This window comes from uncultured Roseobacter sp., from assembly GCF_947495025.1.
GTDB lineage: Bacteria > Pseudomonadota > Alphaproteobacteria > Rhodobacterales > Rhodobacteraceae > Roseobacter.
Genome location: NZ_CANLXG010000003.1, coordinates 499,102 through 514,615, shown reverse-complemented (window position 1 = coordinate 514,615; position 15,514 = coordinate 499,102). Strand labels below are relative to the sequence as shown.

The window sequence follows — 15,514 nt, the reverse complement described above, 5'->3', positions numbered from 1 at the left end:
GGCCGGGAAACGGAATTGCCCGTGTCCGCCTGGTCTTGCTCCTCCGGCGGCTCCTGGACTATACGGAGCGGGACCGGAAAACAGCGATGGATTGATCAATGGCAGGCCACTCAAAATGGGCAAACATCCAGCACCGTAAAGGCCGTCAGGACAAGGTGCGGGCAAAGCTTTTCTCCAAGCTGTCCAAGGAGATTACAATTGCCGCCAAAATGGGCGATCCTGACCCGGACAAAAATCCGCGTCTGCGCCTCGCTGTAAAGGAAGCAAAATCGCAGTCCATGCCCAAGGACAACATTGAACGCGCCATTACCAAGGCGACGGGTGGTGACGGCGAGGATTATGAGGAAATCCGGTACGAGGGTTATGGTCCGAATGGCGTGGCTGTCATTGTTGAGGCAATGACGGACAACCGAAACCGGACGGCGTCGACGGTGCGCTCTACGTTCACCAAGAACGGCGGCAATCTCGGTGAGACCGGCTCTGTCGGATTTATGTTCGACCGTAAGGGTGAGGTAAGCTATCCGGCCGACGCGGGCGACGCGGATACCGTGATGATGGCCGCGATCGAAGCGGGCGCCGAAGATGTCGAAAGTTCAGAAGACGGTCACGTTATCTGGTGTGCCGATACAGACCTGAACGATGTGGCAACCGCCCTTGAGGCCGCACTGGGGGAGAGTGAAAGCACCAAGCTGGTCTGGAAACCCACAACGACGACCGAAATGGATCTGGACGGGATGCAGAAGCTGATGCGTCTCATTGATGCGCTGGAAGATGACGATGACGTTCAGCGCGTGACGACAAACTTTGAAGCGACAGACGAAGTCATGGCGCAGCTCTGACAGCATAGCGGTGCCGTCCGGCCTCTGAATGAAAAAGCCACCCGGGATGCGCGGGTGGCTTTTTGTTTAACGGACGGGGCAGTGCTTCACCGTGTGTGCGGGCAGCTGTCGCCAGTGCTGAAAAAAGCCCGCGCGGTCTGAAAGAAACCGACCGGTGGTTCATCGCATACCGGGGTCGCCCGGTTCAGACGTTTCATCAGGTGCTTGAGATCGGTCAGTTTCTTGCGTGCGCCACGGCCTCCGGCCTGGCTCTGAACCGAAAGAATTTTCTTCTGTGTGTGCAGGGCAGACTCGATCAGTTCGATGTCCTTAGCGGTAAGATCGATATTGCGAAGATTTTCCAACATGGCCGAGCATCCTTTTTACACTTCCCATCATATGGGGATTAAAAGTGTATACGCCAATCAGGCATGTTCAGATTTCCGTGAATAAAATTTTAGCAATAACAGTCATGTGATGATTTGTTGCAGTCTGGTTGCCGTGGCGTCACGAATTGCGCGGTTCAGGGGTTTCAGGGCGGGTGCCATCTGGCGGCTGGCCTGCCAGTACAGCGGCACATCAAGCGGCATATCAGGCGCGAGTGGCAACAGATTGCCGCTTTGCAGATGAGAACGGACAAGAGGTTCGGGGTTCATCCCCCATCCAATACCGGCCAGCGCTGCATCGACGAACGCGTGCGTGGAAGCAATGCGGTGTGTTGGCGGTGAAAGCCGCTCGCCCGTTGCATGAGTGATCCAGCGGTGCTGGAGCCGGTCTTTGGCGTTGAATGCCATAAGGGGAGCAACACGCAGCGCTTCTCGCGTCAGTCCGTCCGGAAACCACCTGGTCATATATGCCGGACTGGCAGTCGCCACATAACGCATAGACCCAAGTTTTGTACTGTCGCACCCGGGCACTGGTCCCGGGTTGCCCGAGACAGCCGCGCTGACCTCGCCGCGCCTGAGCCAGTCGGCTGCGTGATCCTGATCGTCAATCACCAGGTCCCATATCACATCCGGAACCTTTGACAGCGCGGGTACCAGCCAGGTTGCCAGACTGTCCGCATTGACCGCGAGCCTGATCACCGGCTGTTCGGTGTCATTTCCTGACGCGCCGAGGTGCGCCGTGACCTGAGCCTCCAGCAGAGCCACGTTTTCAGCATGCCGCACGAGGACCATACCTGCCCGGGTCGCTTCACATGGCTGACTGCGCACAACCAGTGCTGTCCCTGCCTGTTCTTCCAGTGCCCTGATCCTCTGGGAGACCGCAGACGGCGTCACCCCCAGCCGGGCGGCGGCCAGGTCAAAGCTGCCGTGCCGTACAATTGCAGTGAGAGCCGTCAGCTGAGCAGGGTCATACCGCATAAGAATTACTTAATCTGATATCACTAAATTAATTTGAATAATGCGTTCTGCCTGCCTTAGTCAAGCTGACACCCGTTGCAAAGGCCTGCTGTGCTGACGAATTTTCTGCCCGGATACCTGCTGAGCGTGTCGCTGATTGTCGCGATCGGCGCTCAGAATGCTTTCGTCCTGCGCCAGGGATTGCGCCGGTCGCACGTGTTCTGGGTATGCCTGACCTGTGGCCTTTCCGATGCGCTGCTGATTACTGCCGGGGTTGCGGGATTTGGCACACTGTCGACCCGGGCACCGTGGCTGGAACCACTCATGCGGTATGGTGGCGCGGCGTTTCTGATCTGGTATGGCTGGCGCAATGCAGTGTCCGCATGGCGCGGGGGGCAGATGCTTGAGACCGGTGAGGGGCGGGGCGGGCAGTCGCTGCGGAGCACGCTTCTGACCCTGATCGCGCTGACCTGGCTCAATCCCCACGTCTACCTGGATACGGTTGTTCTGCTGGGGTCGATCTCTGCGCAATACGACAACCGGCTGCACTTTGGCGCCGGTGCGGTTGTCGGCAGCATCTCGTTCTTCTTTGCGCTGGGGTATGGCGCGCGCCTGCTCGCACCGCTCTTTGCGCGGCCGCGCAGCTGGCAGGTACTGGACGCGCTGATTGCGGCAACCATGTGGGCGATCGCTGCCGGCCTCATTCTGTCGTGACCCCTTGCGAACATGTGCCAAACCCTGTCTTTCTGGGGCATGGTCACAAGAACGCCTCATCGTCCGGTCATGGGTATCTTCTGGATGCTGGTCACCGGCCTTTGCTTTATCGCGGTTACGGCTCTGGTAAAGTACATCGGCCCGAGGCTGCCACCAGTCGAAATGGCCTTTCTGAGGTACCTGCTGGGCCTTGTTTTCCTGCTGCCGGTTATTGGTGCGCTGCGCGAGACACGGTTGTCTGCGAGGCAGTGGCGCCTGTTTACGCTCCGCGGGGCCATGCACGGCGTCGGCGTGATGCTGTGGTTTTATGCGATGGTGCGCATCCCGATCGCTGATGTGACAGCAATGAACTACCTGGCACCTGTGTATGTCACCATAGGCGCCGCACTTTTCCTGGGCGAGAAGCTGGCATTCCGCCGGATTGCCGCCGTGCTGGCCGCTCTGATCGGCGCGCTGATCATCCTGCGCCCGGGCTTTCGTGAGGTCAGCAGCGGGCACTTCGCAATGCTGGGGGCCGCGCTGGCCTTTGGCGGGTCATACCTGACCGCCAAGGTCATGGCGGATGAGGTGAAACCTTCTGTCGTGGTGGCCATGCTGTCGATCTTTGTCACGATTGTGCTGGCACCATTTGCGCTGATGGAGTGGGTCACGCCAACGCTGACAGATCTTGCACTGCTTTTTGCCGTCGCCTGTTTCGCTGTTGGTGGCCACTACACCATGACGCTGGCTTTTGCAGCTGCGCCTCTGACCGTCACGCAACCGGTAACTTTCACCCAACTGGTCTGGGCGGTTCTCCTTGGTTTTCTTGTGTTCGATGAGGCCGTGGATGTCTGGGTCGTCACAGGCGGCGTCGTAATCCTTGCCTCTGTCGTCTTCATTACCTGGCGCGAGGCTGCCGTGAAACGCCACGGAACGACACCGGTGGTGAACGCCACCAAGGTCTGACTTTTTATTGATTGACGAGTCAATCAAAAACGCTGTACCGCCGGAAGGGCATCTCCGGAGGATCAGATCGTGCCCAAAATCGGAATGGAACCCATTCGCCGCTCGGCACTGGTTGAGGCGACAATCGCCGAAATCGGTGCGCGCGGGTCGCTTGACGTCACTGTCGGCCAGATTGCGCGCCGCGCGGGCATGTCCACCGCACTTGCGCACCATTATTTCGGGGGCAAGAACCAGATTTTTCTGGCGGCTATGCAACAGATCCTGCGGGACTTCGGGGCAGAGGTACGCCGCGCTCTGAAGGCAGCAGAAACACCCCACGCCAGGGCTGTGGCGCTGATCGATGCCAGCTTTGCGCCGTCCTGTTTCGCGCCGGCCACGATCAGTGCCTGGATGACGCTTTACGCCCAGGCACAGACCAACCCGCAGACGCTGCGCCTGCTGCGGCTCTATCAGGCACGGCTTCAGTCAAATCTGATCCATGCCCTGCGCCCCCTGAGCGATGATCCCGTTGCGCATGCCGAAATGATCGGTGCGCTGATCGACGGCCTCTATCTGCGCGCAGCACTGTCGCGCTCAAAGAGTGCAGACGGGGCGCGTGCCGCCGCCCTCGCAGCGCTTGAAACGCTTATAGGGAGCGGGAAATGACAAAACCCAATATTCTTATCCTGATGGTCGACCAGCTGAACGGTACCCTGTTCCCGGACGGGCCGGCGGACTGGCTGCATGCGCCAAATCTGAAAAAGCTTGCCGCGAAATCCACACGGTTTCGCAACGCCTATACCGCCAGCCCACTCTGTGCGCCGGGGCGGGCCGCCTTCATGTCAGGCCAGCTGCCCTCTGCCACCGGCGTTTACGACAACGCCGCCGAGTTCTGCTCGTCGATCCCCACCTATGCACACCACCTGCGCCGCGCGGGGTATCAGACCTGTCTGAGCGGCAAGATGCACTTTGTCGGCCCTGACCAGCTGCACGGATTCGAGGAGCGGCTGACCACCGACATCTACCCGGCGGATTTCGGCTGGACGCCGGATTACCGCAAACCCGGCGAGCGCATCGACTGGTGGTATCACAACATGGGCTCAGTCACGGGGGCGGGCGTCGCCGAAATTTCCAACCAGATGGAATATGACGACGAGGTCGCCTTTAACGCGACACGCAAGCTCTATGACCTGTCGCGCGGGGCAGATGACCGTCCCTGGTGTCTTACCGTCAGCTTTACGCACCCGCATGATCCATACGTTGCGCGCAGGAAATACTGGGACCTCTACAATAACTGCGCACACCTTGAGCCGCAGGTGCCTGCGATCCCCTATGAGGAACAGGACAACCACTCCAGACGCATTTTCGATGCGAACGACTGGCGCAGTTTTGACATCACACGCGAAGATATCCGCCGGTCCCGGCAGGCCTATTTCGCCAATATCAGCTATCTGGACGACAAGATCGGAGAAATCCTTCAGACGCTGGAGGACACCCGTCAGGAGGCCATCATCCTGTTTGTCTCGGATCATGGCGATATGCTGGGCGAACGCGGGCTATGGTTCAAAATGTCGTTCTATGAGGGGTCGTCCCGTGTTCCGCTGATGATTTCAGCCCCCGCGATGGAACCAGGATTGCAGACGACGGCTGTTTCGAACATCGACGTCTGCCCTACCTTGTGTGACCTTGCCGGGGTCTCCATGGAAGAAGTGATGGAGTGGACCACAGGTGTGTCGCTTGTGCCCATGGGGCAGGGCAAAGAACGCACGGAACCGGTGGCAATCGAGTATGCCGCAGAGGCCTCTTACGCCCCGATGGTGTCACTGCGGTACGGACAATGGAAGTACAACCGCTGCACGCTTGATCCCGATCAGCTGTTTGACCTGGAAGCCGACCCGCATGAGCTGACAAACCTGGCAGAAGCGCCGGAGCACCAGGGCACGCTGCAGAGCCTGCGGGCAAAGGCAGAGGCGCGCTGGGATCTGGCGGCCTTTGACGCGGATGTGCGCAAGAGCCAGGCCAGACGCTGGGTCGTATGCGAAGCGCTGCGCCAGGGCGGTTACTATCCCTGGGACTATCAGCCCCTGCGGGATGCCTCAGAACAGTACATGCGCAATCACATGGATCTGAACGTACTTGAGGAAAGCAAACGCTTTCCGCGGGGCGAATGATCTTTCCGGAAAACTAACCGGTGACGGTCAGCGGCGCGGTGATCCGAAGGCGCGCTGACGCGCACGCCATTCTCAGGGCGCCTGTGGCGCGGCAAATTCAGAACGACGGAATGAAGATGGAAGCGGATTTTGTAATTGTTGGCGCCGGAAGTGCGGGTTGCGCCATGGCCTACCGGCTCAGCGAGGCCGGGGCCTCGGTGATAGTGATCGAGTTTGGCGGCACGGATGTGGGCCCGTTTATCCAGATGCCTGCAGCGCTGTCGTATCCGATGAACATGAAGCGATACGACTGGGGCTATCGGTCTGAGCCTGAGCCGCATCTGGGCGGACGGCGTCTGGCCTGTCCCCGTGGCAAGGTGGTCGGCGGCTCATCGAGCATCAACGGGATGGTCTATGTGCGCGGTCACGCCATGGATTTCGACCATTGGGCAGAGGAGGGTGCTGAAGGCTGGTCCTATGCCGATGTTCTTCCCTACTACCGGCGCATGGAAAACTGGCACGATGGCGGCCATGGGGGGGACCCTGCCTGGCGCGGCACGGATGGTCCACTGCACGTTACGCGGGGACCGCGCCGTAACCCGCTTTACCAGGCCTTTGTGGATGCAGGCGCCCAGGCCGGATATGAGGTCACAGAGGACTACAACGGTCATCAGCAGGAAGGCTTTGGCCCGATGGAGCAGACGGTCTGGAAAGGCCGGCGCTGGTCTGCAGCAAATGCCTATCTGCATCCGGCACTGCGGCGGCCGAATTGTACACTCGTCCGCGGTCTGGCTGAGAAGGTCGAAATCACTGACGGCCGCGCAACGGGTGTGCGTTTCCGGCGCGGCGGCCGGTCCGAGGTCATCCGCGCGCGCCGCGAGGTGGTTCTGGCGGCGTCTTCGATCAACTCTCCCAAACTGCTGATGCTGTCCGGTATTGGCCCCGCCGCGCATCTTGCAGAGCACGGGATTGACCTGATCGCTGACAGGCCGGGCGTGGGGCAGAACCTGCAGGACCATCTGGAAATGTACATTCAGATGGCGGCCAGTCAGCCGATCACCCTCTACAAACACTGGAACCTGGTGTCGAAGGCAGTGATCGGCGCGCAATGGCTTTTCACCAAAACCGGCATGGGGGCATCGAACCAGTTCGAAAGTGCAGCCTTCATCCGGTCCCGTGCGGGCATTCCCTATCCGGACATCCAGTACCATTTCCTGCCCATGGCCGTGCGATACGATGGTCAGGCTGCGGCGGAAGGACATGGATTTCAGGCTCATACCGGGCCGATGCGGTCTCCGTCGCGGGGCGCGGTGTCGCTCCGGTCGGCCGACCCCGCGGATGCACCACGTATTTTGTTCAATTATATGTCCACAGATCAGGACTGGGTCGATTTTCGCCGTTGCATCCGTCTGACCCGGGAAATTTTCGCGCAGGATGCTTTCCGGCCATTCGTGAAGCATGAAATCCAGCCAGGTGCAGCGGCCCGCACGGACGATGAACTGGACGATGTGATCCGGGAACATGCCGAGAGCGCCTATCACCCCTGCGGGACCTGTCGGATGGGACGCCCTGATGATCCGGGATCTGTTGTCGATCCCGAGGCGCGGGTTATTGGCGTTGACGCTCTGCGTGTTGCAGACAGCAGTATCTTTCCGCGGATCACGAACGGCAACCTCAATGCCCCGTCGATCATGACCGGTGAGAAGGTATCCGACCACCTGCTCGGACGGAACCCGCTGGCCCGCGCCAATGACATCCCCTGGGTGCATCCGGAATGGGAGCATGCGCAACGCTGAGACACGCGGTGCAGTGAGAACCGCTTAACCAGACCTGGTGAATACGGTTGTGGCCGCAGATGCCGCACCTCATATTGCCAGGGTGGGTAGAGTGGATCTTTTTGTACTCGCAACCGTCTTTGCGGTTGTGGTGAGCGGGGTGTCAGTCATGGCTGGCGTCAGCGGTACCGTACGTGTGATTGACGGCGATACCTTTGATGTGGGCGACACGCGTGTGCGCCTGCATGGCATCGACGCACCTGAACAGGATCAGACCTGTAAAACCGAACAGGGACAGCGCTGGGATTGTGGCGCATGGGTCAGTGAGACGGTTCGCGCGCGTTATGAGGGCAGGCAGACAACCTGCGAAGAAACGGACCGCGACAGATATGGCCGGATCGTCGCAATCTGTTTCACAGATGGTCAGGATATCGGAGAGGCGCTGGTTCACGATGGTCTGGCTTTCGCCTTTCGCCGCTATTCGATGGATTATGACCTGACAGAAAAGGGTGCTGCAGTGCGCGATGCCGGGCTTCATGCCAGCCGGGTCCAGTCGCCCTCGCAGTATCGCGAAACGCGCGCTGTCGGGCGTATTCCACCGGATCGCAGCTGCAGGATCAAAGGCAATATCTCATCCAAGGGCGAGCGCATTTTTCACGTGCCAGGCCAGCGCCACTACGAACGCACCGGTATCCGGCCGGAAAACGGCGAGCGCTGGTTCTGCACAGCTCAGGAGGCGGTCAGCGCCGGCTGGCGCGCCGCGCGCCGCTGATCTGATATCCAGCTGACAGCCGGTGGTGCCCGGCGCTGCGGAACCACGCGCCCGACCTGGTCCGCCCGGGCCGGCATTCAGCCGACCCGATAAGGCAGCACACCGCGTTGATTGGGATCGACGATCAGGGGACGCTCCAGTGGGGGAACCGCGCGCTGATGACAGTTTGTCCGTTCGCAGATCCGGCAGGAAATTCCGATGGGCTCGAATGCGGCATCGCGGCTGGTGTCCATGCCATCCGCATAGATCAGTTCATCCGCATGTTTGACCTCGCATCCCAGCGCTATGGCATACCGGCGCACCGGCGCGCCATACCGGCCGGCGTGTTTTGAGACATCGCGCGCCAGACTGATGTAACGCACACCGTCAGGTGTTTCCGCCAGCTGGCGCAGAAACTGCCCGGGCAGTTCAAACGCACGGTGTACGTTCCAGAGGGGGCAGGCGCCGCCAAAGCGTGCAAACTGAAGGCGCGTTGCGGAGTGGCGTTTGGTGATCGTCCCTGCCTGATCGACCCGCACAAAGAAAAAGGGAATGCCTTTGGCCCCCGGACGCTGCAGTGTCGACAGCCGGTGTGCGACCTGCTCGACCGACGCGCCGAAGTGTCCTGCAAGCACCTCCAGGTCGTGCCGGCATTCGCGCGCAACTTTCTGAAATTCGACATAGGGCATCAGCGCGGCCCCGGCGAAGTAGTTGGCCAGTCCGATTTTGGCGATGGCACGTGCCTCGCGGGAGTGGAATTTGGCCAGATCCAGCGTGGCCTCAAGCAGGGCGTCCTGTTTCACCAGTGCCACCTGTAACAACAGCTGAAAGGTCTGGCTTTCCGGTGGCGCCCGCTTCGACAGTGTCAGAACGCCGGTCTCCTCATCCAGATGTCTGAGCTGATCGGTGTCGGCAAATTCTACTGTGACGCCGCTGTTGCCCAGAGTTGCGACTGCTGCGACTCTGATATTGCGGTGGTGACCTTCCTTGCCGGTGAAATGCTCGGCTGCGCGGTCGACTGCATCAATGTAATTGTCGCAGTAATGAAAGAAATCCCGCACCTCTTCCCATGGGCTGGGCGTTGCCCGTGCGTCTTCGCGCCCCAGTGCCTCGTCAAGTGACGCAAGACGCTCCTGCATCTGCCTGTAGCTGCGGTGCAGTTCCAGAAATGCATGGGCAAAAGCCGGAGCATTGGAGGCCGCCAGCCGCAGGTCCGCGACCGGTGGCGGTGCATCGGCAAAAAGCGGGTCGGCGACGGCTTCGCGCATGTCACTGACCAGACGTTCGCTGTCACCCTCGCTGAGCTCAGTGACATCAAGTCCGAATTCCTGCGCCAGAGACAGAACAACCGTGGTCGACACCGGACGGTTGTTGTTTTCCATCTGATTCAGATACGGGAGCGAAACCCCCAGACGTGCTGCGAAATCCTTTTGCGTGTGCCCGATCCGGGTCCGGACTTCGCGCAGTTTCGCGCCGGCGTAAAGTTTCTGACTGGCCATAGGGGCAGGCTTTCGTTCCAGAGTTTGCAGCTTTGCAGATTCGCCCACGCTAGCTTTGCAAACCCACCTGGGCAAGGTCGCTCAACATGGTTAACGATGCACTAACGCCGCAGTGCTCAGGCGCTTTTTCCAAGCCGTCTTTCGCGGGCGTAAACCGCGAGGATGGAGGCAACAGCGGCCAGTGCTGTACCGGTCATGATAAACAGCAGTGGCAATGCCCCGGTTTCGGGCCCGAGCAAAGCACCTGCCAGTGCGCTCAGCGCGGCGCCTCCACCGATCATGATTGCGCCTCCGAGGCCGGATGCGGTGCCCGCAAGATGAGGCCGCACCGAGAGCAGACCTGCCGTCGCATTCGGGATTACCAGTCCGTTGCCCAGCCCTACGAACGTCATCAGGCCAAAGAAACTGAAAGCAGTGCCGTACCCGGCCAGAAATATACCCAAGGACAGAATTGTGCCACCTGCATTGATCAGGCATCCGATCAGAACGAGCCGGTTCAGGCCCACGCGCTGAGCCAGCATGCCTGTGAACATATTGCCGAAAAAGTACCCGATTGCAGGTGCGCCGAACAGGAATCCTACCCAGACCGGTGACAGGCCGAAAACGACCGAGCCAACAAAAGGACCCCCGCCGAGGTAGGCGAAGAATGCACCGGAGCAGAAGCCGGCGGCCAGTGAATATCCCCAGAAACGCGGCGATGTCAGAAGCTCAGGGTATTCGCCGAACTGCTCCAGCAGTGTTTTTCCACTTGCCTGTGCAGTTTCGCCCTGGTCTGCCCAGGCCAGCCAGAGCGTCAGAGACCCCATCAGCAACAGCGCCCAGAAATTGGCTTTCCAGCCAAAGTACTCATCCAGCACGCCTCCCAGCATCGGGCTGACCATGGGCACGATCGCCATGCCCATCGTAACGTATCCGATCATGGAGGCCGCGCGGTCCTGATCAAACATGTCACGCACTGCTGCGCGGCTCAGCACCATAGCGGTTGCCACGACAGCCTGGCACATCCGGAAAAACAGGAAAATCTCAACGGTGGGCGCAAAGATACATCCCAGCGTGGCCAGCAGAAAGACAGCGAGACCACCAAGGATGACAGGCCGTCGTCCGTACTTGTCCGAGATCGGACCGATAAACACCTGCAGAACGCCGCTCACGCCCAGATACAGGGCCACTGACAACTGCATGACGCCATAATCGGTCTGGAAATGCTCCGTCATCTTCGGAAGACTTGGCAGGAACATGTTCATGACAATTGCCGACATGCCCGCAAGCAGGATCAGTGTCGTAATGTGCGGAGGGGTCGTCCGGTCCAGAAACCGGATCACAGGCTCTTTCTGCATCACCGAAACCTAGGCACCGACTTCAATGATGTCCATGCATATCAGGTATGCACAGCCCGCATATTTACTGATTTGCAATTTGCACAAATAACAGTGGAAAGGATTTGCAAATATGCGACTTTTTCCTTCGATCACAATGTTCGCTCGTATATGGTGCCACCAGTCACAGCAAGGGGCAGGCTATGAAAGACATTCTGGGTCAACTCGAAGAGCGCCGCGAGACAGCGCGCCTCGGTGGTGGGCAAAAGCGCATTGATGCACAGCATGGACGTGGCAAGCTGACGGCGCGCGAGCGCGTCGATCTGTTGCTGGACGAAGGCAGCTTCGAAGAATTTGATATGTTCGTTACCCACCGCTGCACCGAGTTCGGCATGGAAAACCAGAAGCCGGCGGGCGACGGCGTGGTTGCGGGCTGGGGCACAATCAACGGGCGTCTTGTCTATGTGTTCAGTCAGGACTTTACCGTTCTGGGTGGGTCAGTGTCCGAAACCCATGCGCGCAAAATCTGCAAAATCATGGATATGGCTGTTCAGAACGGCGCCCCGATAATCGGAATCAACGACTCCGGCGGCGCACGTATCCAGGAGGGTGTGGACTCTCTGGCGGGGTATGGCGAGGTCTTCCAGCGCAACATTACCGCGTCCGGTGTTGTGCCGCAGATCAGCGTGATCATGGGGCCCTGTGCCGGCGGAGCGGTCTATTCGCCCGCCATGACAGACTTTATTTTTATGGTCAAAGACAGTTCCTATATGTTTGTGACTGGCCCTGATGTGGTGAAAACGGTGACCAACGAGCAGGTAACGGCCGAAGAGCTTGGTGGCGCGGGCACGCACACCCGAAAATCCTCCGTGGCGGATGCGGCTTTTGAAAACGATGTCGAGGCACTCGCCGAAGTGCGTCGCCTGGTCGATTTCCTGCCTGCCAACAACCGTGAAAAGCCACCTGTCCGTCCGTTTTTCGACTCACCTGACCGGATTGAACCATCCCTGGACACGCTTGTGCCGGAAAACCCCAATACGCCCTATGACATGAAAGAGCTGATCCTCAAGCTCGCGGATGAGGGCGATTTTTATGAAATCCAGGAAGAGTTCGCCAAAAATATTGTCACCGGGTTTATCCGTCTCGAAGGTCGTACAGTGGGTGTGGTTGCCAACCAGCCGATGGTGCTGGCTGGCTGTCTTGATATCGACAGTTCGCGCAAAGCCGCGCGTTTCGTCCGGTTCTGTGACGCCTTTGAAATTCCGATCCTGACACTGATCGACGTACCGGGCTTTCTGCCGGGTACCAGTCAGGAATACGGCGGCGTGATCAAACATGGTGCCAAACTGCTTTATGCTTATGGGGAAGCCACAGTTCCGATGGTCACTGTCATTACGCGCAAGGCATATGGTGGTGCCTATGTTGTGATGTCATCCAAGCACCTGCGCTCAGACTTCAACTATGCCTGGCCAACGGCCGAGATCGCGGTCATGGGGGCGAAAGGGGCGACGGAGATTATCCACCGCGCTGACCTGGGCGATGCTGACAGGATCGCCAAACACACGGCAGATTACGAAGAACGCTTTGCCAATCCTTTCGTCGCAGCAGAACGCGGTTTTGTGGACGAGGTGATCATGCCGCGCACCACCCGCAAGCGGATTGCGCGGGCCTTTGCGTCTCTGCGCAATAAGCAGACGCAGTTGCCGTGGAAAAAGCACGACAACATTCCGCTGTGACCGAATTTCACAACATATCAGACGCGCCGGAACATGTGGCGCCGTTTTCACATGCGGTCGAAGCGGACGGCTGGGTTATTCTGACCGGCCAGATGCCAACCGTGCCCGGCGCGCCAGACGCGGCCCTGCCCGAGGGTGTCGCGGCCCAGACGCAACAGGTGATGCAGAACCTCGAGACAGTTCTGCGCGGTCTCGGTCTTGATCTCAGTGACGTGGTGCAGTGCCGCTGTTTTCTGACGGAGTTCGGGCGGGACTACGCAGCCTTTAATGACACGTATAAGAGCTTTTTCCCTGCAGACCGCCTGCCCGCGCGCACCACAGTGGGTGTCACGGCGCTGGCCGTCGGGGCGCTGGTCGAGATCGATTGCGTGGCACGCCGGAGGCCGGTGTGACCAAGCTCTGGAAAAACCAGGCGTTCACAATTGCTCATGCCGATGAGGGACGGTTTGAGGGGGCAGGGCTGCGACCGTTCTTTGAATACCGGGATCTGGGAATTCGTGATGCTACCGGCGGCGCATATGGGGCGCACGTGATCCGCGCAGTTCCGGGTATGGAAAGTCCGGCGGCCTGGCACAGCCATGATTTGGATTTTCAGATGGTTTATGTCACCCGCGGCTGGGTTGTGTTTGAGTATGAAGACAGTGGCGAGCACGTGTTGCGGGAAGGGTCCTGCGTTCTGCAGCCGCCCGGGATCAGGCACCGTGAGGTACGGCATTCTGATGATCTTGAACTGATTGAGATCACCGCACCGGCCACCTTCGATACAAAAGATGAGGCTGCTCCGTGAGTGTTGCGCTGCAAAACCGGCCGGCCATTGCTGACAGCGTTTTGCGGATCGCCGGTGACCTGCCGTCCGGCCAGGCGGTGGAACTGTTTGAGGTGCTGATCGATCAGGTGGGCGATGACGCCTGGCTGCGTTTCAGGTTTCTGGCGCCTGCCATTGCGCGCGCCGGCGGTACCGTGACCTTTGCTCAGGCAGAGGCTGACTTTGAGCATCTGTGCACGAACGTCGCGTTGCCTTACATGGCCGAGCACCGGCTGACGGCTGATGTTGTGTCTGTCGCCATGCTTGACCAGCCGGCGCCTTTCGGTGCTACCGACGACAGCGTCACCCAGTATGTCGATGCTTTTCGTGTTTCATCAGGCACCTGTATCTGGGAGGATCCATGGTGAGGCACTCTGGTATTCCCGCTGATGTACGGCGCTGCGACTCTGTTGAGTCTTTCGGGTCACAAATCCGCTCAGTCCTTTTGCCCGCGTATCATTCACGGGTGCGTTGTTGTATCCTGGCGGGCGGGCGTGTGGGACATACGCCTGCAGTCAACAGCTGTGAGGGCCGGTTTCCGGCGCCGGGGCAGCAAAGCAAAAAAGACAGGAGACAGAGATGTCGAAGAGCATCAGAATACTGGCAGTCCTCTGCGCGGCGGCCTTCGTGGCGGCCTGCGCGCAGGAGCAGGAAGAATTCGTTGTGGTCGACCCTGAGCCGATCTCGACCGAGCCGACCTACACCGGCAAGTTCAAGTAAGAGCTCTGCGGGGCAGACCAGCAGGTCTGCTCCGAACCCGGTTTCAGCCTGCGGGGTGCCAGCGTGCTGAAACACAAGGGTTTTCCCGGCCGTCTGGCCGGCACCGATTATCAGTTCACCCTCAGACGTTTCAACCCGCGTGGCGTAACGCGGCTGGTATCGCGCGAGCGCTTCCGCGACCGGAAGCCTGCGGATCGTCGTGCGGATGCGGCGTTTTTTCAGGCCCTCTGGGAACATTTCGGCGATGCGCCGTTTGAGCGGGGTAATCTCGACGCAGGCCGGTTGTCCTGGCTGTTTGGCCGGGAGGTCATTCCGGCTGAGGATCCTTTTGATCCTGAAAGCTATGAAGCTTTGCTGGTCATTGATGTGTCCGTCGCGCGGGTGTCTTTTCCTGAAGTTTTCGGGGAGGGATCGGCATGATTTTGCCACCTGTTGCTGTCAACGGGCGGGTTATGGCTCATTGTGCGAAGCGGCCGTCGTACCGCTTGAGCGATTCAACCCCCGCGCGTATTGCTGATCCATCGGTCGCAGGCGAGTATCCCCGCAGCGCGGCCGTGTACAAACTTCGTACCCCTTCCCCTGGCGGACAGTACGGCGCTAAGCGCCATGTACTGTCCGCCTTTTTCGCGCCGGGGGAGCGGTGTCACAATCCCGTGTTGAGGGAACCCGAGCAGCGCTCCGGCGTTTATCTGTCGGAGCGAGAGATAAAAGGAGCACAATCATGCCCATCAGAACACTCATTCTTTCCATCGCGGCCTGCGTGTCGCTCGCGGCCTGCGGCCAGACCGTCGGTGACCAGGCCATCGGCGGTGGCGCTATCGGTGCAGGTGCGGCCGTTATCACCGGCGGCAGCGCGCTTCAGGGCGCAGCCATCGGCGCAGCGGGCAACGTTGCCTATTGCCAGCTCAATCCCGGCAAATGTTACTGACACCTCAGACCGGCTGAGACCAGATTCTGACAGGC

At 59.6% G+C, this 15,514-nt stretch carries 18 protein-coding genes; 14 read left to right on the top strand and 4 right to left on the bottom strand.

The features are described from left to right. Positions 1-98: 98 nt before the first annotated feature. Positions 99-839 carry a YebC/PmpR family DNA-binding transcriptional regulator gene (locus tag Q0792_RS16700; RefSeq protein WP_298843378.1) on the top strand — a complete coding sequence of 247 codons (741 nt, stop codon included), beginning with the start codon at positions 99-101 and terminating at the stop codon, positions 837-839. Positions 840-925: 86 nt separating this feature from the next. On the opposite strand, the gene Q0792_RS16695 is transcribed toward Q0792_RS16700, so the two are convergent. Then, the gene (locus tag Q0792_RS16695; protein ID WP_298843376.1) at positions 926-1,186 is read right to left on the bottom strand and encodes a hypothetical protein; all 261 of its coding nucleotides are present in this window, start codon (positions 1,184-1,186) and stop codon (positions 926-928) included. A 102-nt stretch (positions 1,187-1,288) separates the two neighbouring features. Further along, positions 1,289-2,182 (bottom strand): LysR family transcriptional regulator ArgP, encoded by an 894-nt coding sequence (locus Q0792_RS16690; protein WP_298843375.1) that lies wholly within the window; start codon positions 2,180-2,182, stop codon positions 1,289-1,291. A 93-nt stretch (positions 2,183-2,275) separates the two neighbouring features. On the opposite strand from Q0792_RS16690, the gene Q0792_RS16685 reads away from it, so the two are divergent. The 6 genes from Q0792_RS16685 to Q0792_RS16660 all read left to right on the top strand — a co-directional run bounded on the left by Q0792_RS16685 (position 2,276) and on the right by Q0792_RS16660 (position 8,496). Then, a complete protein-coding gene (locus Q0792_RS16685) occupies positions 2,276-2,875 on the top strand; it encodes a LysE/ArgO family amino acid transporter (protein WP_298843850.1) in 600 nt (199 codons plus the stop codon). A 39-nt stretch (positions 2,876-2,914) separates the two neighbouring features. Beyond that, entirely contained in the window at positions 2,915-3,820 is a 906-nt protein-coding gene (locus Q0792_RS16680; RefSeq protein WP_298843372.1) for a DMT family transporter, read from the top strand. A gap of 69 nt (positions 3,821-3,889) precedes the next feature. Continuing rightward, positions 3,890-4,465 (top strand): transcriptional regulator BetI, encoded by a 576-nt coding sequence (betI, locus tag Q0792_RS16675; protein ID WP_298843370.1) that lies wholly within the window; start codon positions 3,890-3,892, stop codon positions 4,463-4,465. Further along, a complete protein-coding gene (betC, locus tag Q0792_RS16670; RefSeq protein WP_298843364.1) occupies positions 4,462-5,970 on the top strand; it encodes a choline-sulfatase in 1,509 nt (502 codons plus the stop codon). The genes betI and betC overlap by 4 nt, the downstream gene beginning before the upstream one ends. Positions 5,971-6,086: 116 nt before the next feature. Beyond that, complete coding sequence (betA, locus tag Q0792_RS16665) at positions 6,087-7,745, top strand: choline dehydrogenase (RefSeq protein WP_298843847.1); 1,659 nt, start codon at positions 6,087-6,089, stop codon at positions 7,743-7,745. A 91-nt stretch (positions 7,746-7,836) separates the two neighbouring features. Beyond that, entirely contained in the window at positions 7,837-8,496 is a 660-nt protein-coding gene (locus Q0792_RS16660; protein ID WP_367276780.1) for a thermonuclease family protein, read from the top strand. A gap of 77 nt (positions 8,497-8,573) precedes the next feature. On the opposite strand, the gene Q0792_RS16655 is transcribed toward Q0792_RS16660, so the two are convergent. Together Q0792_RS16655 and Q0792_RS16650 are read right to left on the bottom strand one after the other, a co-directional pair. After that, positions 8,574-9,974 carry a short-chain fatty acyl-CoA regulator family protein gene (locus Q0792_RS16655; RefSeq protein WP_298843361.1) on the bottom strand — a complete coding sequence of 467 codons (1,401 nt, stop codon included), beginning with the start codon at positions 9,972-9,974 and terminating at the stop codon, positions 8,574-8,576. A 116-nt stretch (positions 9,975-10,090) separates the two neighbouring features. Next, positions 10,091-11,311: a multidrug effflux MFS transporter gene (locus Q0792_RS16650; protein ID WP_298843358.1), complete on the bottom strand. Its 1,221-nt coding sequence runs from the start codon at positions 11,309-11,311 to the stop codon at positions 10,091-10,093. A 182-nt stretch (positions 11,312-11,493) separates the two neighbouring features. Here Q0792_RS16650 and Q0792_RS16645 point away from each other — a divergent pair, with 182 nt between their 5' ends. From Q0792_RS16645 to Q0792_RS16615, 7 genes are all read left to right on the top strand, one after another. Beyond that, a complete protein-coding gene (locus Q0792_RS16645; protein WP_298843355.1) occupies positions 11,494-13,026 on the top strand; it encodes an acyl-CoA carboxylase subunit beta in 1,533 nt (510 codons plus the stop codon). Next, positions 13,023-13,418, top strand: coding sequence for a RidA family protein (locus Q0792_RS16640; RefSeq protein WP_298843352.1), 396 nt, complete (start codon positions 13,023-13,025; stop codon positions 13,416-13,418). The genes Q0792_RS16645 and Q0792_RS16640 overlap by 4 nt, the downstream gene beginning before the upstream one ends. Beyond that, the gene (locus tag Q0792_RS16635; RefSeq protein ID WP_298843350.1) at positions 13,415-13,813 is read left to right on the top strand and encodes a cupin domain-containing protein; all 399 of its coding nucleotides are present in this window, start codon (positions 13,415-13,417) and stop codon (positions 13,811-13,813) included. Before Q0792_RS16640 ends, Q0792_RS16635 begins: the two co-directional genes overlap by 4 nt. Further along, positions 13,810-14,199, top strand: coding sequence for a DUF6497 family protein (locus Q0792_RS16630; protein WP_298843347.1), 390 nt, complete (start codon positions 13,810-13,812; stop codon positions 14,197-14,199). Before Q0792_RS16635 ends, Q0792_RS16630 begins: the two co-directional genes overlap by 4 nt. Positions 14,200-14,410: 211 nt before the next feature. Next, complete coding sequence (locus Q0792_RS16625; RefSeq protein WP_298843344.1) at positions 14,411-14,551, top strand: hypothetical protein; 141 nt, start codon at positions 14,411-14,413, stop codon at positions 14,549-14,551. A gap of 63 nt (positions 14,552-14,614) precedes the next feature. Beyond that, on the top strand, positions 14,615-14,971 hold the full coding sequence (locus tag Q0792_RS16620) for a hypothetical protein (protein ID WP_298843341.1): 357 nt from the start codon (positions 14,615-14,617) through the stop codon (positions 14,969-14,971). Positions 14,972-15,272: 301 nt separating this feature from the next. Then, on the top strand, positions 15,273-15,479 hold the full coding sequence (locus Q0792_RS16615; RefSeq protein WP_298843339.1) for a hypothetical protein: 207 nt from the start codon (positions 15,273-15,275) through the stop codon (positions 15,477-15,479). The last annotated feature ends 35 nt before the right edge of the window (positions 15,480-15,514 follow it).

What these genes read in the sequence shown, in the direction of transcription:
- Q0792_RS16700 (WP_298843378.1), top strand. Translation starts at nt 99, where the DNA reads ATGGCAGGCCACTCAAAATGGGCAAACATCCAGCACCGTAAAGGCCGT.
- Q0792_RS16695 (WP_298843376.1), bottom strand. Translation starts at nt 1,186, where the DNA reads ATGTTGGAAAATCTTCGCAATATCGATCTTACCGCTAAGGACATCGAA.
- Q0792_RS16690 (WP_298843375.1), bottom strand. Translation starts at nt 2,182, where the DNA reads ATGCGGTATGACCCTGCTCAGCTGACGGCTCTCACTGCAATTGTACGG.
- Q0792_RS16680 (WP_298843372.1), top strand. Translation starts at nt 2,915, where the DNA reads ATGGTCACAAGAACGCCTCATCGTCCGGTCATGGGTATCTTCTGGATG.
- betC (WP_298843364.1), top strand. Translation starts at nt 4,462, where the DNA reads ATGACAAAACCCAATATTCTTATCCTGATGGTCGACCAGCTGAACGGT.
- betA (WP_298843847.1), top strand. Translation starts at nt 6,087, where the DNA reads ATGGAAGCGGATTTTGTAATTGTTGGCGCCGGAAGTGCGGGTTGCGCC.
- Q0792_RS16655 (WP_298843361.1), bottom strand. Translation starts at nt 9,974, where the DNA reads ATGGCCAGTCAGAAACTTTACGCCGGCGCGAAACTGCGCGAAGTCCGG.
- Q0792_RS16650 (WP_298843358.1), bottom strand. Translation starts at nt 11,311, where the DNA reads ATGCAGAAAGAGCCTGTGATCCGGTTTCTGGACCGGACGACCCCTCCG.
- Q0792_RS16645 (WP_298843355.1), top strand. Translation starts at nt 11,494, where the DNA reads ATGAAAGACATTCTGGGTCAACTCGAAGAGCGCCGCGAGACAGCGCGC.
- Q0792_RS16625 (WP_298843344.1), top strand. Translation starts at nt 14,411, where the DNA reads ATGTCGAAGAGCATCAGAATACTGGCAGTCCTCTGCGCGGCGGCCTTC.
- Q0792_RS16615 (WP_298843339.1), top strand. Translation starts at nt 15,273, where the DNA reads ATGCCCATCAGAACACTCATTCTTTCCATCGCGGCCTGCGTGTCGCTC.